12 protein-coding genes are annotated in these 18583 nt (G+C 68.4%); 3 read left to right on the top strand and 9 right to left on the bottom strand.

What is annotated here, in order from left to right; all coding sequences use genetic code 11:
- Positions 1–170: 170 nt before the first annotated feature.
- From A9G05_RS05770 to A9G05_RS05730, 9 genes are all read right to left on the bottom strand, one after another.
- The gene (locus A9G05_RS05770; RefSeq protein WP_069560056.1) at positions 171–965 is read right to left on the bottom strand and encodes a YfaP family protein; all 795 of its coding nucleotides are present in this window, start codon (positions 963–965) and stop codon (positions 171–173) included.
- 5 nt (positions 966–970) lie between these two features.
- Positions 971–2608 carry a DUF2300 domain-containing protein gene (locus A9G05_RS05765; protein ID WP_069560055.1) on the bottom strand — a complete coding sequence of 546 codons (1638 nt, stop codon included), beginning with the start codon at positions 2606–2608 and terminating at the stop codon, positions 971–973.
- 20 nt (positions 2609–2628) lie between these two features.
- The gene (locus tag A9G05_RS05760) at positions 2629–7209 is read right to left on the bottom strand and encodes an alpha-2-macroglobulin (protein WP_083272506.1); all 4581 of its coding nucleotides are present in this window, start codon (positions 7207–7209) and stop codon (positions 2629–2631) included.
- A complete protein-coding gene (locus tag A9G05_RS05755) occupies positions 7206–7844 on the bottom strand; it encodes a DUF1175 domain-containing protein (RefSeq protein WP_139131087.1) in 639 nt (212 codons plus the stop codon). Before A9G05_RS05755 ends, A9G05_RS05760 begins: the two co-directional genes overlap by 4 nt.
- Positions 7844–9532, bottom strand: coding sequence for a DUF2138 domain-containing protein (locus A9G05_RS05750; RefSeq protein ID WP_069560173.1), 1689 nt, complete (start codon positions 9530–9532; stop codon positions 7844–7846). Before A9G05_RS05750 ends, A9G05_RS05755 begins: the two co-directional genes overlap by 1 nt.
- A 35-nt stretch (positions 9533–9567) precedes the next feature.
- On the bottom strand, positions 9568–10359 hold the full coding sequence (locus tag A9G05_RS05745; protein ID WP_069560053.1) for a YfaP family protein: 792 nt from the start codon (positions 10357–10359) through the stop codon (positions 9568–9570).
- Between the two features lie 137 nt (positions 10360–10496).
- Entirely contained in the window at positions 10497–11438 is a 942-nt protein-coding gene (locus tag A9G05_RS05740) for an AEC family transporter (RefSeq protein ID WP_069560052.1), read from the bottom strand.
- Between the two features lie 297 nt (positions 11439–11735).
- Positions 11736–12296 (bottom strand): response regulator transcription factor, encoded by a 561-nt coding sequence (locus A9G05_RS05735; RefSeq protein ID WP_044409812.1) that lies wholly within the window; start codon positions 12294–12296, stop codon positions 11736–11738.
- Between the two features lie 22 nt (positions 12297–12318).
- On the bottom strand, positions 12319–13575 hold the full coding sequence (locus tag A9G05_RS05730) for an ATP-binding protein (protein WP_044409815.1): 1257 nt from the start codon (positions 13573–13575) through the stop codon (positions 12319–12321).
- A 261-nt stretch (positions 13576–13836) separates the two neighbouring features.
- Between A9G05_RS05730 and A9G05_RS05725 the strand changes: the two genes are divergently transcribed.
- The 3 genes from A9G05_RS05725 (at position 13837) to A9G05_RS05715 (ending at position 18085) form a co-directional block, all read left to right on the top strand.
- Entirely contained in the window at positions 13837–14553 is a 717-nt protein-coding gene (locus A9G05_RS05725; protein ID WP_069560051.1) for an SIMPL domain-containing protein, read from the top strand.
- A 214-nt stretch (positions 14554–14767) separates the two neighbouring features.
- The gene (locus tag A9G05_RS05720) at positions 14768–16369 is read left to right on the top strand and encodes an ABC transporter substrate-binding protein (protein ID WP_069560050.1); all 1602 of its coding nucleotides are present in this window, start codon (positions 14768–14770) and stop codon (positions 16367–16369) included.
- A gap of 126 nt (positions 16370–16495) precedes the next feature.
- The gene (locus A9G05_RS05715; protein ID WP_069560049.1) at positions 16496–18085 is read left to right on the top strand and encodes an ABC transporter substrate-binding protein; all 1590 of its coding nucleotides are present in this window, start codon (positions 16496–16498) and stop codon (positions 18083–18085) included.
- Positions 18086–18583 lie beyond the last annotated feature (498 nt).

The following is an 18583-nucleotide window of genomic DNA, read 5'->3' as shown; positions in this document are numbered from 1 at the left end:
GTCACCAAACCCCACGCGCCAGCCACCCGTAGGATGTGGTGAGCCCGCGAACCGCATCAAACCCCGCTCACCAAGCCAACGTCGTGCCCACCACCCAACGCCGATACGGCGGGTGGATCGCGCTCCACCCGGCGCCCCAACAGGCGCCGAGGCTCGGCCCAAAGAACCGCTCAGGGGTAGCTGAAGCGCTTCACCAGGGTAAGTTCGCCCGGCTGGCGCATGGGCACGATGAAGTTTTCCTGCTTCTCGCTCGGCGTGCCTTCCTCGGTGATGACCGTCACCTGGGCGGTGATCAGTGGCTGCGCAGGGCCTTCGGTGCCGTCGTCGCTGCCGTAGTAACCGCCGCCGTAGTAGTTCACGTACACCAGGTACTGCCCCTTGAGCGGGGTCGGGCTGGCGATCATTTCCGGGCCGTAGCCGGTGGTCACGTCCACGTCCAGCGCCGTGCCGTTGGGTGCGCTGCGGTCGCCGTACCAGATGTGGGCGCCATCCGGGGTCACCAGGTGCAGATCCAGGTCGGTGTTGTCGGCATCCCAGGAGAGCACCACACGCATGCGTGCCGGTACGCCGCCCTTGGCCCGGCTGTAGAACTGCACGCGGTGGGATTGCTTGCCATCCGGGCTGCGCACTTCGACGCTGTTGCTGCCGGAGGGGAACACGAAGGGCCGCTGGAAGCTGCCGTCCTCGCCCACCTTCAGCGGCATGCTCACGCCGTTGACCACCAGGGTGCCGGGGCCGCTGGCCGCTTTCGGCAGACCGGTGATCGCCCCCTTGATCAGCGCAGTGTCGGCCTGGTCCGCCGCGGTGTTGACCGAAGAAGCCGGGTAGTTGACCTCCTGCATGAAGTGCTCCCCGGAGCCGGCGCCCTCGCGCCAGCCACCGCGCGGTGTGTCGAGTCGCAGCTCGGCGCTGGCGAGCAGCGGCGTCAGAGCCAGGAACAGGGAAGCAAGGGAGGCGCAGCGCATGGGGATCATTCCAGTAGCAGTTGGCGGGCGAGCCGCTCGACGTAGGCTTCGTCCTGGCCGTTGGGGTGGGCTTCGAAGGCCAGGTGCAGGTATTCGTGGGTCAGGTCGAGGCGGTCCTGCAGGGAAAACAGGCCGCGCACGAAGATGCGCCGCCGCTCGCGGTCGACATGGGGCCGACCAGAGGCCAGGCGGCACACCGAGAACTGCGGGATTTCAGCGTAGCCCGGCTCGGCATCGAGGATCGGACGCCATCCGCGACGCTGGCGGCGCAGCCACTCCTCGGCATTGGGCAGGGCCTGACAGGCCGCCACGGGCTTGTCCCAGCGGCTGAGGCTGGCGCGCGGGAAGGCACGGGCGAGGATGCTGTCGTAACGGATGCCCTCCTTCGCTTCCGTTACGGCCTGCTGCCAGGAGAGGCGATCCGGACCGGCGCGCTCGCTGTGGTAGGTCACCGTGCTGCCGGCCAGCACCAGGTCGGCGGTCCAGGCGGCGATGGTACGACTGGCAGCAGACGCCGGCCGGGGGGCGACCCGCTGGCTGGAGCTGCTGTCGTCGATGGACAGGCACTCGCCGCGACGCACGGCGTTCTGCACCAGGTAGGTGCGCACCGCCACGGCCAGGGCCTTGGCGGCCTCGGCCGGTTCGGCTGCCGCCTCGCGGTCGAGCACGCGGGCCACGTAGTCCTCGCGCTCCAGATGAGCGGTCAGCGCCAGGCCGTCGTCACGGCGTTCGAGAAAGAGCTCGCCCTGGCTTTCGATGTCCAGGCGGTTGCCGTTCTCGAACAACACCTGGTAGCGCCCGCGCAGGGCACCGGGTGCCACGGGCGTGGACTGGCCAGCGAGGCTGACCTCGCGCAGCGGATAGCGGCTGAACAGCCGCACCTCCACGCAACTGCCCGGCTCGCGGGGCCAGCTCACCGGCAACGTGCGTTCGAGGACCTCGGCGTACTGCCCGAGAACGCGCTGGCTGGTGCCGGGGCCGCCGGCCCAGACCGGCGTGCCGTCGTTCAGCCAGCCGGCGAAGCCGCCCTGGCGGGCCTGGGGATCGGCGTCCGCGAGCCAGCTCCAGGTCTTCACCCGCAGGCGCGCGCCGAGGGTGGCGAGCACGCCGGCATCACGGGCCTGGAGCGGTACATCGAGCAGCACGCGGCGGGCCTCGTCCTGGGCCGGCAGGGTCTGCAACTGGGCCAGCAGGTCGGCCACCGGGACACGCGCCTCGGGCTTCAGCGCATCGAGGCGTTGCAGCCAGGCCGGGGCACGGCGTGCCTGCCAGTAGCGGGCCCAGTCATCCGGGGTCACACCTAGGCGTACCGGGTCGAAATACAGGCCGCAGGATTTCACCAGCGCCTGGTCACGGTCGATGCGTTCGCCGGGGTTGCAGCAATACACCTCGTCACGGTCGTGGCCGAGGCACTGGTAGCCGGGGTCCGGCCGTTGTTGGTCCACCAGGTAGGCGTAGACGAAGAGCTTCCACAAGCTGCCCAGGGGTGCCTGGCGCTCGGCGGGCAAGGGACCGCGCGCCAGCACGCGGCTGCGGTCCAGTTCGAGCAGTTCGTTACCGGCCGGGGTGCGCCAGGCCAGGGCGAGGGGCGCCTCGGCGGCCCCCACCGGGAGGGCCGCCAGCGCCAGCAGCGCAGCGGCCATGCGCAGGCCCCTGGTCAATCTCAATCGACCTTGATCTGTCCCAGCGCCGGTTCGCTCTCCAGCGCCTGCTCCTGCGGCGCGTAGAGGCGGACGTAGCGCGCCGGCGGCAACTGGAACTCGCCTTTCTGCGAGAAGCGCACCAGGTGACGCAGCACCAGGGCACCTTCCAGGCGATCCACCGGGACGGCGTAGACCATCTGCCCCGGCTCGTTGCGGGCCTTCTCCAGGGCGGAGGCTTCCTCGCCTTCCAGGCCGGAAACCTGGATGCCCCAGGTGGTGCGCTCGACATCGGCACCGGGCGGCAGCGGCACTTCCAGCAGGCCGTAGCGCAGGGCGCGGCCGGCCTGGGCGTTCAGCACCACTTCGTCCAGGTAGAGGGCGTCGCTGGAGATGTCACCGGGCTTGGCCTCTTCGGCCTTGAAGGTGAAGGGCTCGCTGCCCGGCACCAGGCGCAGCAGGCGGCGGCTGATCGCCACCGGCAGTGCGGCACCCGCGCCGGCAGCCTGGGCGCTCTGGTAATCCAGGCGCACGTCCACCGGGTGGGCCAGGTCGGTCGGCAGGTCGAGGGTGGCGGGCACGCCCTGGCCATGCCACTGCCAGTAGCGTTCGCCGCTGTCGCCTTCGCGGGCCTGCCAGTCGCCTTGCGGGGCGATGGCCAGGTCCGGGCCGGCCTTGTCCAGGCTGCGCTGCAGCCAGGTCAGGGCCAGGGCGCGCTCGACGGTGGACTGCCCCGGCGCCAGGCGCTTGAGCAGGGCAGCCGCACGCACCGGGTCGGCCCCATTGAGGTACAGGCCGAGGGCTTCGGCGAAGGGCTGCTGGCTGGCGGACAGGCGCTCGCGGGCGGCACCCAGTTGGGCGTCCAGCGCTGCCGGCACGCGGACTTGCAGCTGACGGGCAAGACCGGCGGTGAGCACGCGGGCAGCCGCCAGGCCGAGGGACGACTCCGGTGCGGCCATCACCAGGCTGGCGCGGCCGTCGTCCACCTCGGGCACGTCCTCGCCCTCACCGGCGGCGGCCAGGTCGGCCATCAGGCCTTCCATCAGGGTGTTCACCGGCAAGCCCATGTCGCGGGCGAAGGCCAGCACCAGGGCACGTTGCAGCAGCGGGGTGTTGGGGGCCTGGGCGGCGTAGGTGTCCAGCACGCGCTGCCAGTGGTCCGGCGGCAGCTGAACCTCCAGGGCACGGCTGGTGTACCAGTCGGCGTAGTAGGCGTAGGCGGTGAGGAAGGCGTCGGCATCGGCCTCATTGCCCCACCAGGTGAACACCGCTTCCGGGCCGGCCATCTGCACCAGGCGCAGGCGGCCGGTCTGCATGATCAGGCGCAGGCGGTCGCTCACGCGGCGCTCGCCCTGGGCCAGGGTCGGGTAGGCCACGGCCAGCGGCAGCAGGCGGCTGGCGGTCTGCTCGACGCCGCCATAGGGGTAGGCGAGCAGGTCGTCGAGGGCGCCACGGAATAGGGCCTGGCCGTTGTCGTCCTGGCGCAGGCGGATGGCGCTGGCGTCAGCCGGCAGGCCCAGCTCGGTCTTGCCGGCGTAGGCCACCAGGCTCTTGCTCTGGGCACTCGGCCAACCGTCGGCAGCCAGGTGCAGGGCCACGTCGAGGGCATCGACGGCCTGGCCGTCACGCACCAGTTCGGCGTGGAAGTCCCCTTCGGTCACGGCCGGAACCGTCAGCGGCAGGTAGTTGATGCCCTTGGCCAGTTCCACCGTGGTGCGCTGTTCCTGGCCGCCGTAACGGGTCACCAGCTCGGCCTTGGAACCGGCTTCGCCCTGGTTGAAGGCAAACAGGCCGAGGGTCGGGCGGTCGCCTTTGCGGAAGGTGGTCGGGCCGCTCCATTTGAGATACAGCGGCTTTTCGGAGCGCACGAACTGGCGCTTCTGGCCCACCTGGCCATCGGCGTTCATGGCCCGCGCGGTGATGCGCCAGCGGGTCAGGGAGTCCGGCACGCGGAAGCTGAAGCGCACCTTGCCGTTGGCGTCGGTGACCAGGTCCGGCTGCCAGGCGGCGGTGTCCACGTCCTCGCGGCGCGGACGCTCCAGCACCTTCACGCCTCGGTCGCTGCGGTTGGCGCGGCCGGGCGCGGTAGCGCTGCCGGGCAGGGCCAGGTCGTAGGCGATGAACGAGAGGCTGGCGCTGGTGCGCACGTTGTTGCGGCGCGGGTGGTAGAAGAACTGGTCGATGCCCGGGGCGATCTCCGGCTGCAGCGCATAGATCATCTCGTCCACCACGCTGACGGTGAGGCGCGAGGCGGTGGGCTTGCCTTCGTAGCGGGTGGTCAGCTCGACGGTGACGGTGTCACCCGGGCGGGCCACTTCCTTGTCGGCCACCACCTCGATGTCGATCTGCGGCGTGGCCACCTTGATGCCGGCGTTCTGGAAGCTGTAGTCGCCGCCACGGGTGTACAGCGCGGAGAAGGTGATGTTGGGCGAGAAGGTCTTGCCCACCGGGATGCGCGCGCGGTACTGGGTGTCGGAAAGGCGCTCCAGCTTCAGCCAGTCGCCGCCCTTGGACAGCAGCGCGGTGGCTTCCACCTTGTCGCGCTCCAGGGTCAACAGGGCATCGCTCACCGGCTCGGGGAAGGTGATCAGCGCCAGGGCTTCGTCGCCGGTCTTGTACTCGGCCTTGTCGAGAACGATCTCGATGGTGCCGGCCACGGATTTCACGCCGTCGCCGCTGACCGAGTGGCCGGTGGCGCCGAGGATCAGGCCCTTGTCGTCCTTGAGGGTGATGCTGTAGGTGCCGGGGCGCTCGAACTTCAGGTCGAAGCCGTCGCTGCCGCCGGCCAGGGTGCCGCCCTGGGTGCTCTGGTCTTCCAGGCGGACCCAGTCGTAGCGGGCCGGCTTGAGGTCGCTCGGGCGCTCACTGCGGAAGCTGAAGTGCACCGACTCACCGGCGCTGCTGAAGCGCTGCGGCGCGGTGAGGACATAGCGGGCCGCACCGCGCTCGATGAGGATCTCCTTGCTGGTGCGCACGCGGTAGGCGGCGCCATCGCTGGCGAACACGGTGAGCAGGTAGCGGCTGGGCTTTTCGGCAGCCGGCAGGTTGAGTTCGGCACGGCCCTGGGCGTCGGTGGTGAGCTCGGTGCTCTCCAGCTCCACCGGGAACTGCCCGAGGTACTGCAGTTCGTTGTCGATCATCGACAACTGCTGGGCGCGCAGGCTCAGTTGCAGGCGGGCGTTGGCCACCGGTTTGCCGTCCGGGTAGAGCAGCACCAGGGCGCCTTTCACCGGCTCGCCGGTGCGGAAGTCCGGCTTGGCCAGGTCCAGCGACACCTCGAAGTGCGGCTTGATGTACTCGGCCACGCGGAAGGCGCTGCTGTAGATCTGGTCGCGGTAGCGGAAGCGCAGTTCGTAGCCACCGGCCACGGCGTTGCGCGGCAACTGGAAGCGGCCCTGGGTGCCGGACTGGCCGTCCAACGCCAGGTCCAGGGTCTGCAGCTCGGTGCCGTTGGCGTCGAGCACGCTGAGCTTCAGCGGCGCGGCGGTGGGGGCGACCGAGTCGCGGGCGTTCTTGAATTCGCGGCCGACGATCTTCACCTCGACCCAGTCGCCCGGGCGGTACAGCGGGCGGTCGGTGAAGGCGTAGAGCTTGGTGTCGTAGATCTCGCTGTCGTAATAGAAGTTCTCGGAGACGAACACGCCACCTTCGGCATCCTCGCCCAGTACGTAGGAGCGCTCGGGGCTGCCGTGGCCGAGGCGCAGCAGGCCCTGGGCGTCGGTGCTGCCGCTGATCATCACGCCCAGGCCGTCGCTCCACAGCACCTTGGCATCGGCCACCGGGGTGCCTTCGTGCTTGCGGGCGGTCCACACCAGCAGCTCATTGCCGGCGATCTTGCTCACGGCCACGGTGTTGGAGACGAACACCACGGTGGTGGCGCGGTACTTGCCGACGATGGCTTCGGTCAGGTACAGGCCGGGCTTGAGCTTGCCGAGGGGGATGTAGACGTTGCCCGGCTGGGTGCTGGTGAACTGGCTGGAGGAGCCGGCCAGCTCGACGCCCTTCGGCGGCTCGATGGGCTTGGCCTGCCACAGCGGGTAGCGGAACTGCGCCACCATCGGCATGCCCTTGAGCGGTGCGTACTGCACCTGCGGGGTGAACTCGGTGGGCTGGCGGATGGCCTCACCCATGCTCAGTTCGGGGGCTTCTTCGGTGACCTGCTTGCGCGACTCGTAGGAGAAGGCCCGCTGCATCACCCGACGCGACTTGCGGTACCAGTTGTCCCAGAGGTAGGCCAGGGTGTTGGACAGGCCCTCGCCCTTGAAGTCGCCCTCGGTGCTCACGCGGTGCAGGTTCTTCTGCCGCTTGAGGAAGTCGAGGGGGTTCTCGATGCGGTACACGCGGATGTCGACGCCGCCGTACTCCTCCATCCGGTAGCGGCGGTAGTCGCGGCCCGGAGCCTCCAGGCGCACCTGGGCCACTTCATCGGTGGCGAAGCTGCTGTCGGAGAGCAGGAAGAAGGACTCGCCCGCCAGGGGCGTGTAGCCGCTGGCCGGCACCTCGTCCTCGGCTTGGGTGAGCGCCGGCAGGGCCAGGGGCAGCACCAGCGCCATCAGCGCGGCAGCGGACAGGCGCGCCGCACGGCGCAGGGGGCTGGCGTTCATCGGGCGAGGAAGTTCAGTCGATAGATGCCGATAAAGTTGGGGTTGGATTCGTCGGGGATCCATCGGGTGTCCTTCCATTTCATGAGTTGTTGCAGGCTGACGGAGCGCATGCCGTTATCGGTCGGGGTGCTGGTGCCGGTGTGGTAGGCGATTTCCCGCCCCATCCAGATCATCAGGTGCTGGTCATCACCCTGGTCGAAGAAGATCAGGTCGCCGGGACGGGCCTGGTTGAGGTCGCGGCCGGCGAACCGGCTGTTGTGCTGAATGAGTTTGATGGCGTTGACGTAGGGGCCGACCTTGCCACCGCCCTGCTGCCAGTTCTGCGCGAGCTGGCGCTGGGCGTCGCTCAGCTCCAGCTCCGGCGGCAGGTAGCGGTTGGACAGGCCATTGGCGCGCAGCCACTTGGCGTCGTGGACCTTGAGCGCCTCGTTGGCGGCGAAGCGCACCAGGCCGGCGCAATCCTGCTGGTGCCAGCGCGGGCTCGGGCCCTGACGCAGCTGCTCCTGGGCGATGCGCACGAACCAGGCGCGGAACACCTGGGACTGCTCGGGGTCGAGCCCCACCGTTTCGTCGGCGCGCAGCACCAGGCTCCACACCATCAGCAGCGCGGCCAGCCCGAACGGCAGGCGACGGATCACAGGGAGCGCCATTCCAGGGGCAGCCATTCCCACGGGTCGCTGGCCTGGGTGTCGGCCGGCAGTGCCAGGGCGTATTTGCCGTGGCCACCGAGGGCCCGCAGCTTGGGCAGCAGGTGGGCTTCGGCGGCGTTGCGGAACACTGGCTCGTCGTTGCTCGGCAGGCTGTCGAGGGTTTCCCGCTCCAGCAGCTTGGCCAGGCCTTCGGGGGCCAGGTAGGCCGGCACCAGGGCGTCCTTGGGCAGGGTCTCGCCCAAGGGCGGGAAGCGCTTGTCGAGGGTATCCAGGCCCTTGGTCACCAGCTTGTCGTCGAGGGAGAACAGCAGGGTGTCGCCATGGCGCGCCAGGCTCACGTGGAAGTAGCCACGGGAGGCCAGGGCATCGGGGTTGGCGCTCTGGGATGCGGGGTACTGGCCGAAGTTGGAGCCGACGTCGCGGGCCCAGATGCGGGCGGCGCCCCGGGTCTGGCTCTCCAGCGGGAAGCGGCCGCCTTCGGCATAGGGTTCGAAGGCACCGATCACCGAGCCGAACAGGCCTTCGATGGCCGGGTCCATCTGGCCGGAGGCCGCCTCGTCGAGGTGGGCCACCAGCAGCGGCGAATGCAGGCGGGAGTCGGCGTACCAGCACAGGCCGGCGGCGGTGCCGAGGCGCTTGCCGAGCTGCTCGGTGACCTCCTTGCCGGCACCGACGCGGTCCAGCAGGCGGGCATTCACGCCCGGCGCCACGGGCAGCGCGACGCAGGCACTGGCGCCCATGGGCATGGCCTGCCACAGGGGCTTGAAGTCGAACTTGGCCTGGTCGTCCACCTCGTTGAGGGCGACGTAGCTGCGCCAGCCCTTGTCGTCCATCTCGAAGCGCAGGCCGGCAAAGCTGGGCAGGAAGCGCTGGTAGCCGAAGGCGAGGAATTCGCCGCCCAGGGCGATGCGCTGCTGCTCCTGGCCACGGGCCTTGAGGCCGAAACGCTCGGGGAAGGGATCATCGCCGGCCATCAGGCCTTCGACCGTCTCGGTCTCGGCGCGGGCGAGCTTGCCGGATTCGTCCAGCAGCATGCCGGGGCTGGAGAGCACCAGCAGCTTGTCGCCATGACTGGCCAGCAGCACCGAGCGCTCGCCCAGGTAGCGCAGGCTGTACAGCGGCACGCTGTCGCCGTCCACCCGCAGCTCGCCCACCTGGCTCAGCTGGGTGTCGTCCAGTGCGGCGTGGGCCAGGGGCTCCAGCACTCGGGCCAGGCCGCCGCGCTGCAGGGTCACCAGCACGTGCTTGAGCTTGCCGTCGGCACCCCGCCAGGCCGCGACTTCAGCGGGCTGGTCGAGCAGTTCGTCGATCAGCGAGTCCTGCAGCTTGAGGTCGTGCTCGTAGATGATGCGACGCAGGCTGCCGGCCAGGCCGAGGCGATCGGCGTTGTCCTGGTAGTAGAAGACGAAGTCCTCGGTGAGGGTGTCGCGCAGCAGCGGCACCGCAAGGATGTCCTTGGGCAGGCGGCTGAGGGAGGCGCTCTCGATCAGGGCGTCAGGGCGCTTGAGGTCCAGCCCCAGGGCGCTCTGTTCCGCCAGGTCGCGCGGCTCCTGCTTGTCGCAGCCCCCCAGCAGGCCGGCGGCCGCCAGCGGCAGCAGCAGGCCGAGGGCCAGAGCGCGCGGGTGACGCGCCAGGGCAGTGCGGGCGCTTTCAGGAGTGGTGTTCTGGTTCATGGTGAAAAACCCCGGTTCATCCACGCGGCGGGACATCAGAAGTTGAAGGATTTGACGAGCACCAGCTCACCGATGGCCCGCAAGGGCACGACGAAGGACTCACGCTTCTCGTTCACGGTGTTCTCGTTGAACACCAGGCTGATCTGCGACGTGATGACCTCGTTCTGGTTGCTGCCGGCGTCGAAGTTGTAGCCATTGGCGCCGTAGTTGCCCCAGTAGTTCACGTACACCAGGTAGGTGCCATGCAGGGGCGCGGCCATGGTGAACATTTCCGGGCCGGGGCCGTCGACGCTGTCGGTGTCCAGGCCGCCGCCATTGCTCATCACCGGGTCGGCCCAGAAGGCGTGCTGGCCGTCGGGGGTGACGATGTGCAGGTCGAGCTCGGCCTTGGGATCGTCCCAGCCGAGCACCACGCGCAGGCGCGCCGGGGTGCGGCCGGTGTTGGCTTCGTAGAACTGCACGCGCTTGAGCGACTTGCCGTCGCCGGACACCACTTCGACGCTGTTGGAGCCGGCACCGAATGCGTAGGGGCGGACGAAACGTCCGGCGTCATCGGTGTAGAGCGGCAGTGGGTTGCCGTTGACCACCAGGCGGTGCGGCGGGCGGACGTGGCCGATGTTGGCCAGGCGGCCTTCGATGAGGGTGCGGTTGCGCTGTGCGCCCCGGTCGATGGGCGGCGTCGGGTAGGCAACCGCCGGGTTTTCGCTGCGATCGAGCAAGCCGGCGTAGCGCCAGCCAGCACTGGGGCCCTCCAGCGTCGCGGACGGCTCGGCCGACCAGGCAAGGGGGGCCAGGAGGAACAGGCTGAGCAACGAAACGGCGCGCATGTTTAATCCGTTAATGGCGCAAAGGCCGCGATGCTAGCCCTCCCCACGCCAAGACGCAACGCGCGCGACCGAGGAGTCGGAAGCCCCTCACATTCTGATACAACTCACCCAAGGCCGCGCAGGCCGGGGCACCGGGCCTAGATCAGGCCGAGCAGCTGCAGGCTCAGCAGGCCGATGTTGGTGGTGACCACGGCGGCCAGGGTGGTGATGACGATGATGGAGGCAGCCAAGGCATGGTTGCCGTTCACCGCCCGCGCCATGACGAAGCTGGCGGCGGCCGTGGGGCTGCCGAAGTAGAGGAAGAGGATCGCCAGCTCGGCCTGGCGGAACCCCAGGGCCCAGGCGCCGGCGGTGGCCAGCAGCGGCAGCCAGACCATCTTCATCAGGCTGGAGCTGATGGCCAGGCGGCCGCTCTGGCGCAGGGACGCCAGCGACAGGGTGCCGCCGATGCAGATCAGCGCCAGGGGCAGGGTCATCTGGGCGAAGTACTCGCCGGAGGTCATCAGCCAGGCCGGCAACTGCAGTTGCAGGTAGGCCACGGGGATGGCGGCGAGCACGCCGATGATCAGCGGATTCTTCAGCACGCCCTTGATCAGGCTCCAGGGGTCGGCGCGCATGCCCGGTGCGTAGACCGCCAGCACGATGGAGGACAGGGTGTTGTAGCAGAGGATCACCACGCCCCCGAGCACACCCCCGACCGACAGGCCGTAGTCGCCGTACATACTGGTGGCCAGGGCGAGGCCGATGATGCCGTTGTTTCCACGGAACGCGCCCTGGGTGTAGATGCCCCGGTCCGCCTCCGGGCAGCGCCAGAGGGCCCAGAGCCAGGCCAAGCCGAAGCAGCCCAGGGTGGCGACGACGAAGTAGGCGATGAGCGCGGGCTGCAGGGCGGTGCTCAGGTCCGCCTTGATGATGCCGAGGAACAGCAGGGTCGGCATGGTGCCGCGGAAGACCAGGCTGGAGGCGGTGTCGATGAAGGGGGCGTCGATCCAGCCCAGGCGGCGCAGCAACACGCCAAGGAACAGCATGGAGAACACCGGGGCGGTGATGCCGAGAATCTGCTGGACAACGGGGAACATGACGGGCCTGGGCGGGATTGGTTAGGCGGCTAAGAATACCAAGGCCCGGCCACCAGTGGCTTTCAGGACGCTTTCAGGGGAGAAGAACCGGAGGGCGCTGAGCGAGCCTTGGCTTGAGAGGGGAGCCTGATCGCGAATGAACCCGTGCCTGTGGGGTGGCGGCGCTGCGCGCCGCTTGGCGACTAGAAGTCGCCCCTGCAGGTGCGGTGCCGTAGGCGTAGCCCGGACTTCAGTCCGGGGCTGGTCGCCCACTCCGCTCCCGGGCTGAGGCCTGGGCTACGGAGCCCCGCGTCCGCCTCAGCGACGGACCGGGCGCTTCTGCAGCTTGCGCTGCAGGGTGCGGCGGTGCATGCCCAGAGCACGGGCGGTGGCGGAGATGTTGCCATCGTGCTCGGCCAGCACGCGCTGGATGTGCTCCCACTGCAGGCGGTCCACCGACATGGGGTTCTCCGGCACCAGGCTTTCCACGTCGGCCTGCTGGGACAGCAGCGCAGTCAGCACGTCGTCGGCGTCGGCCGGCTTGCACAGGTAGTTGGTGGCGCCGCGTTTGATGGCCTCCACGGCGGTGGCGATGCTGGAGTAGCCGGTGAGGATGACCACCCGCATGTCTGGGTCCAGCTCCAGCAGCTTGGGCAGCAGCACCAGGCCGGAGTCGCCTTCCATCTTCAGGTCCAGCACGGCGTAATCCGGCAGGTCGTCCTTGGCCAGGGCCAGGCCCTCGTCGGCCGAGCCGGCCACCGACACGCGCAGCCCCCGGCGGCTCATGGCGCGGGCCATGACGCGGGTAAAGGTGGCGTCGTCGTCCACCAGCAGCAGGTGGGGCTGTTCTTCGCCGTCGATCAGGGGTTCTTCGCTCATGTCGAGTCCTCTCGTGGTGGGCTCAGGCGACACCGTGGCTGCGGGGCAGGCGCAGCTCGGTGAGGGTACCGCCCTCTTCGTGGTTGTACAGCTTCACCGTGCCACCGGCGCGCGTCACGCTGGCCTGGCTGAGGAACAGGCCGAGGCCGAATCCCTTGCCCTTGGTGGTGAAGAAGGGCCGGCCGAGTTGCTCGGCGATGGCCAGGGGAACGCCGGCGCCCTGGTCGCGGATGCTCAGCACCATCCATTGATGGTCCCAGTCCAGGCGAATGTCGAGTTTCTCCGGACAGGCGTCGGCAGCGTTGTTCAGCAGATTCAGCAGGGCCTGGGTCAGGTCGGCCGGCGGGCGCAGGCGCGGCGCCAGGCCCACGCCCAGGCACTGGTAGCGGTAGGTGGCTTCCGGGCGCATCAGGTGCCAACGGTTGAGGGTCGCCTCCAGCCACTCCACGGCAGTCTGGTCCACCACCGCCTGGCGACGATCCGCCTCGGCGGCGCGCACCAGTTGCTGCAGGGTTTCCTTGCACAGCTTCACCTGCTCCTGCAGCAGCGCCAGGTCATCCTGCAGGGCCGGCTTGTCGCCGTACTCCTGGCGCAGCTCCTTGAGCAGCACGCTCATGGTCGCCAGCGGGGTGCCGAGTTCATGAGCGGCACCGGCGGCCTGGGTGGCCACCGCCAGCAGTTGCTGGTCACGCATGCTTTCCTCGCGGCGCACGGCGCGCAGTTGGTCCTGGCGGCGCAGCTCCTCGGTCATGCGGGCGGCGAAGAAGGTGATCAACGCCGCTGCCAGGGCAAAGCTCAGCCACATGCCGTAGATCAGCATCGCCTCGCGCTGCTCCACCGGCATCTCCAGCGGGTGGAACCACACCAGCAGCAGGGTGTACGCCGCCAGCGCCAGCCCCGCCAGCACCAGGGTGTAGACCCAGGGCAAGGTGGCGGCGGCGATGGTCAGTGGCACCAGGTAATAGGAAACGAAGGGGTTGGTGGAGCCGCCGGAGTAATAGAGCAGCACGCTGTGGATGACCAGGTCGCAGGCCAGTTGTACCGAATACTCCAGCTCGGTGACCGGCCAAGGGCCGCGCAGGCGCAGGGTGGTGCTCACACAGAGCACCAGCGACACCGCCAGGGTCACCGACAGCTCCAGCCAGGGCAGCTCCAGCAGTTGCGCCCGGTAGGCGAGGCCCACCGAACCGGCCTGGGCGGCCAGCACGAGCACACGGATGAGGGTCAGACGCAGGAGGTTCTGCCGGCTGGCGGACAGGTGGTGTAAGGGTTCGAGCATGGCCACTCCAAGAATTCGGCGGAGTATAACCAAGGTGCCTGGCGCACCGCTGATATGCGTCAACTCGCCGCATCGTTGCGCGGCGGTGACTCATGGACAGCGCGACTGCGCAGCCTGCGTACCAGAGCGGCCGAGAATACGAGGCCGTGATCGAACGAAAAAAATTCCTGCGGTCTTAACCCGGACCGCACGGAACGCCCGTCTACCCTGTTGACTGCCGCAAACCGCGCGCACACCCACTGCCTCTCACAAGGAGCCGACATGCAAGCCATCACCCGCCTCTCCGCCGCCCTCGCCCTGGCCACCGCCGCCTTCGCCAGCCTCCCGGCCATGGCCGACGAGGCGCGCTACAACCAGGTGGCCCTGCGTGCCGAGGTCAGCCAGGACGTGGCCCATGACCTGATGCACGTCACCCTGTTCAGCGAATCCGAGAACAGCGACCCGGCCAAGCTGGCCGCCGAGATCACCCGCACCCTCAACGCCGCCGTCGAGAAGGCCCGCGCCACCAAAGGCATCACCGTCAGCCTCGGCAGCCGCAACAGCTACCCGGTCTACGACGACAAGGGCCAGAAGATCACCCGCTGGCGCGAGCGTGCCGAAGTACGCCTGGAAAGCGCCGACTTCGCCGCACTGTCCCAGCTCAGCGCCGACCTGATGGGCAGCCTGAAGATGGCCGGCATGGACTTCAGCATCGCCGACGCCACCCGCAAGAAGAACGAAGACGCCCTGCTGAAGGATGCCGTCGACGCCTTCAAGGCCCGCGCCCAACTGGCGACCCAGGCCCTGGGCGGCTCCGGCTACAAGCTGGTGAGCCTCAACCTCAACAGCGACGGCTTCCAGCCGCGCCCGATGATGGCCATGCGCGCCGCCAAGGCCAGCATGATGCTGGCCGAAGACGCCCCGGCACCGGAGATCGAAGCCGGCACCAGCCGCGTCAACGTCACCGCCGATGGCGTCATCGAGGTGCAGATGCCCTGACACGGGGCCCGGGCCACCCGCACGAACGGGTGGCCCCAGGCTGCGAACGGTCGCGAACTTGCAGAATTGCGACACCGCCTTACAGCATCGCCACAGCTTCTACACTCATGTCCCACCATGGCTTGCCTCGGGCATGTGCCATGCATAGTTTCGGGCGAGGCGCCTTACGAGGGCGCCCCTCACGATGACAAACACAACAAGACATGAGGTCAAAATGCGTAAAAACGCCGTCATCCAAGCGCTTCTCGCTGCCGGGCTGATCGCCGGCGCACCGCTGGCCAGCGCCGCCGGGAACCTGGTGTTCTGCTCCGAAGGCAGCCCCGCCGGCTTCGACCCCGGCCAGTACACCACCGGCACCGACTTCGACGCCGCCGCCGAGACCGTCTTCAACCGCCTGACCCAGTTCGAGCGGGGCGGCACCGCCGTCATCCCCGGCCTGGCGGAGAAGTGGGACGTCTCCCCCGACGCCCTCACCTACACCTTCCACCTGCGCCCGGGCGTGAAGTTCCACACCACCGACTACTTCAAGCCCACCCGCACCTTCAACGCCGACGACGTGCTGTTCACCTTCCAGCGCATGCTCGACAAGGACCACCCGTTCCGTAAGGCCTACCCCACCGAATTCCCCTACTTCACCGACATGGGCATGGACGCCAACATCGCCAAGGTCGAGAAGCTGGACGACATGACCGTCAAGTTCACCCTCAACCAGGTGGACGCCGCCTTCATCCAGAACCTCGCCATGAGCTTCGCCTCCATCCAGTCCGCCGAATACGCCGACCAGTTGCTCAAGCAGGGCAAGGCCGCCGACCTCAACCAGAAGCCCATCGGCACCGGCCCGTTCGTGTTCAAGCGCTACCAGAAGGACGCGCAGATCCGCTTCGCCGGCAACAAGGACTACTGGAAGCCCGAGGACGTGAAGATCGACAACCTGATCTTCGCCATCAACACCGACGCCTCCGTGCGCATGCAGAAGCTCAAGGCCGGCGAGTGCCAGATCACCCTCTTCCCCCGCCCCGCCGACCTCGAAGCGCTGAAGAAGGACGCCAACCTCAACATGCCGTCCCAGCCGGGCTTCAACCTCGGCTACATCGCCTACAACGTCACCCACAAGCCCTTCGACAAGCTCGAAGTGCGCCAGGCGCTGGACATGGCGGTGAACAAGAAAGCCATCATCGACGCCGTCTACCAGGGCGCCGGCCAGCTCGCCGTCAACGGCATGCCGCCGACCCAGTGGTCCTACGACGAGACCATCAAGGACGCCGGCTACAACCCCGACAAGGCCAAGGAACTGCTCAAGGCCGCCGGCGTGGCCGAAGGCACCGAGATCACCCTCTGGGCCATGCCCGTGCAGCGCCCCTATAACCCCAACGCCAAGCTGATGGCCGAAATGCTCCAGGCCGACTGGGCCAAGGTCGGCATCAAGGCCCGCATCGTCACCTACGAGTGGGGCGAGTACATCAAGCGCGCCAAGGGCGGCGAGCACGACGCCATGCTGATTGGCTGGAGCGGCGACAACGGCGACCCGGACAACTGGCTCGGCACCCTCTATGGCTGCGACGCCATCGACGGCAACAACTTCTCCAAGTGGTGCAACACCGACTACGACAAGCTGGTCAAGCAGGCCAAGGCCAACCCCGACCAGGCCCAGCGCACCGAGCTGTACAAACAGGCCCAGCACATCCTCAAGGACCAGGTGCCGATCACCCCGATCGCCCACTCCACGGTCTACCAGCCGATGCGCAAGAACGTGCAGGACTTCAAGATCAGCCCGTTCGCCCTCAACGCCTTCTACGGCGTAAGCGTCGGCAAGTAACCCGGCAGGCGGGGCACCACGCCCCGCCCTCCCGGCACCGGGCGCACGCTACTGGGCGCCCTCCCCCACCCGCCACCGCCACCGCAGGCACGCATTCGCGGCAGGCCATCACGCCAAGGACGCCCGATGCACCCACGCCTGCTGCCCTTCCTGCTCCTGCTGCCCCTCTGGACCCAGGCCGCCCCCAGCCTGGTGGTCTGCACCGAAGCCGCCCCGGAAGGCTTCGACATCGTCCAGTACACCGCCGCCAACACCGCCGACGCCAGTGCCGAAACCCTCTTCGACCGCCTCGTGCAGTTCGCCCCCGGCAGCACCCGCATCGAACCCGCGCTGGCCGAACGCTGGACGCTTTCCGATGACGGCCTCAGCTACGAATTCACCCTGCGCCAGGGCGTCAAGTTCCACACCACGCCCTGGTTCACCCCCACCCGCGACTTCAATGCCGACGACGTGCTCTGGAGCTTCCAGCGCCAGCTCGACCCCAGGCACCCCTGGCACGAACGCTCGCCCCGGGGCTTTCCCTATGCCGAATCCATGGCCCTGGGGCAGTTGATCGAGCGCATCGAAAAGCTCGACGACCACCGCGTCCGCTTCGTCCTGCGCCACCCCGAAGCGCCCTTCCTCGCCGACCTCGCCATGGGCTTCGCCTCCATCTACTCCGCCGAATACGCCGACCGCCTGCTCGCCGCCGGCACGCCCGAGGCCCTCAACAGCCGCCCCATCGGCACCGGCCCCTTCGTCTTCCAGCGTTACGAGAAGGACGCCCAGGTGCGCTTCACCGCCCACCCCGACTACTGGGGCGGCCGCCCCGCCATCGACAGGCTGCTGCTGGCCATCACCCCCGATCCCAACGTGCGGGTGCAGAAGCTCAAGGCCAACGACTGCCAGGTGGCCATCTACCCGCGCCCCACCGACATCCCGGTACTGCGCCAGGAGCCGGAGCTGAACGTGCTGGAGATGGACGCCCTGCTGGTCGCCTACGTCGGCCTCAACACCCGCCACCCGCCGCTGGACGACGTGCGCGTGCGCCAGGCCATCAACCTCGCCTTCGACCGCGACGCCTACCTGCGCGCCCAGTTCGGCGAAGGCAACGCCACCCTCGCCGCCGCCCCCTATCCACCCAGCGTGCTCGGCTACGACCCCGCCCTGAAACCCTGGGCCCACGATCACGCGCGCGCCCGCCAGCTGCTGGCCGAGGCCGGGCATGCCGACGGCTTCCACCTCTCCATCTGGACCCGCCCCGGCGGCGGTCCCACCAACCCCAACCCCGGCATCGGCGCGCAGATGCTCCAGGCGGACCTCGCCGCCGTCGGCATCCAGGCCGACATCCGCGTCTTCGAATGGGGGGAACTGATCAAACGCGCCAAGAACGGCGAGCACGACCTGGTGTTCATGGGCTGGGTCGGCGACAACGGCGACCCGGACAACTTCCTCGGCCCCAACCTCTCCTGCGCCGCCGCCAGCTCCGGCGAAAACCTCGCCGGCTGGTGCGACCCCACCTTCGACGCCCTCATCCGCCAGGCCCGCGCCGAACGCGACGGCACCCAGCGCGCCGCCCTCTACCGCCAGGCCCTGGGCATCTTCCACCAGCAAGCCCCCTGGATCCCCCTCGCCCACCCCCGGCAATTCGCCGTCGTGCGCAAAGGCGTCAGCGGCTACCAGCTCAACCCGCTGGGGTCGAACAACTTTGCGCGGGTGAGGTTGGAGGGGGACTGAGCGGCGTAGAAGCGGGGTAGCGGCTGGGGTGAACTCGTCACCGCCTGCGGAATAGGCGACCACGCGCAGGTGAGCGTACAAGGTGGGATCAGTGGCGTCCTACGCCTCGGTTTTCGGAGCCGACCAGAAAACGCTGAAGCCCCATTAGGTGCTTGCCAGAGCAGTGGGAGCCGGTCACGAAATCGAAAAATGGGCTGGCAACACGGCCGGGATATTGGTTGACTGCCGCATCGCAGGGCGGGATGCCCTGTCCTTCTGAGACAAGGAAGTCTGATGCCATTTACCAAAAGCCTAATCCTCGAAATCACCGACGAATACGTTACGTACTGCGCCGATTGGTCCAACGCCGACCGAGGTAATGCCATCTCTAGCGAACATCTCTGCGGCGCGGAGGGAATCACCGAGCCCCATAACGCAGATGACTCCCCACTTCAACCAAAGCCCTAGAACACCACCTACCGCTTACGCGGTCGTCCTGAACGTACGCCACATCACTGC

It is taken from the genome of Pseudomonas sp. ENNP23 (assembly GCF_001728945.1).
Taxonomy (GTDB): domain Bacteria; phylum Pseudomonadota; class Gammaproteobacteria; order Pseudomonadales; family Pseudomonadaceae; genus Metapseudomonas; species Metapseudomonas otitidis.
The sequence above is the reverse complement of the archived record's forward strand: the minus strand, read 5'-3'. Positions and strand labels throughout refer to the sequence as shown.

What these genes read in the sequence shown, in the direction of transcription:
- A9G05_RS05770 (WP_069560056.1), bottom strand. Translation starts at nt 965, where the DNA reads ATGCGCTGCGCCTCCCTTGCTTCCCTGTTCCTGGCTCTGACGCCGCTG.
- A9G05_RS05765 (WP_069560055.1), bottom strand. Translation starts at nt 2,608, where the DNA reads ATGGCCGCTGCGCTGCTGGCGCTGGCGGCCCTCCCGGTGGGGGCCGCC.
- A9G05_RS05760 (WP_083272506.1), bottom strand. Translation starts at nt 7,209, where the DNA reads ATGAACGCCAGCCCCCTGCGCCGTGCGGCGCGCCTGTCCGCTGCCGCG.
- A9G05_RS05750 (WP_069560173.1), bottom strand. Translation starts at nt 9,532, where the DNA reads ATGAACCAGAACACCACTCCTGAAAGCGCCCGCACTGCCCTGGCGCGT.
- A9G05_RS05745 (WP_069560053.1), bottom strand. Translation starts at nt 10,359, where the DNA reads ATGCGCGCCGTTTCGTTGCTCAGCCTGTTCCTCCTGGCCCCCCTTGCC.
- A9G05_RS05740 (WP_069560052.1), bottom strand. Translation starts at nt 11,438, where the DNA reads ATGTTCCCCGTTGTCCAGCAGATTCTCGGCATCACCGCCCCGGTGTTC.
- A9G05_RS05735 (WP_044409812.1), bottom strand. Translation starts at nt 12,296, where the DNA reads ATGAGCGAAGAACCCCTGATCGACGGCGAAGAACAGCCCCACCTGCTG.
- A9G05_RS05730 (WP_044409815.1), bottom strand. Translation starts at nt 13,575, where the DNA reads ATGCTCGAACCCTTACACCACCTGTCCGCCAGCCGGCAGAACCTCCTG.
- A9G05_RS05725 (WP_069560051.1), top strand. Translation starts at nt 13,837, where the DNA reads ATGCAAGCCATCACCCGCCTCTCCGCCGCCCTCGCCCTGGCCACCGCC.
- A9G05_RS05720 (WP_069560050.1), top strand. Translation starts at nt 14,768, where the DNA reads ATGCGTAAAAACGCCGTCATCCAAGCGCTTCTCGCTGCCGGGCTGATC.
- A9G05_RS05715 (WP_069560049.1), top strand. Translation starts at nt 16,496, where the DNA reads ATGCACCCACGCCTGCTGCCCTTCCTGCTCCTGCTGCCCCTCTGGACC.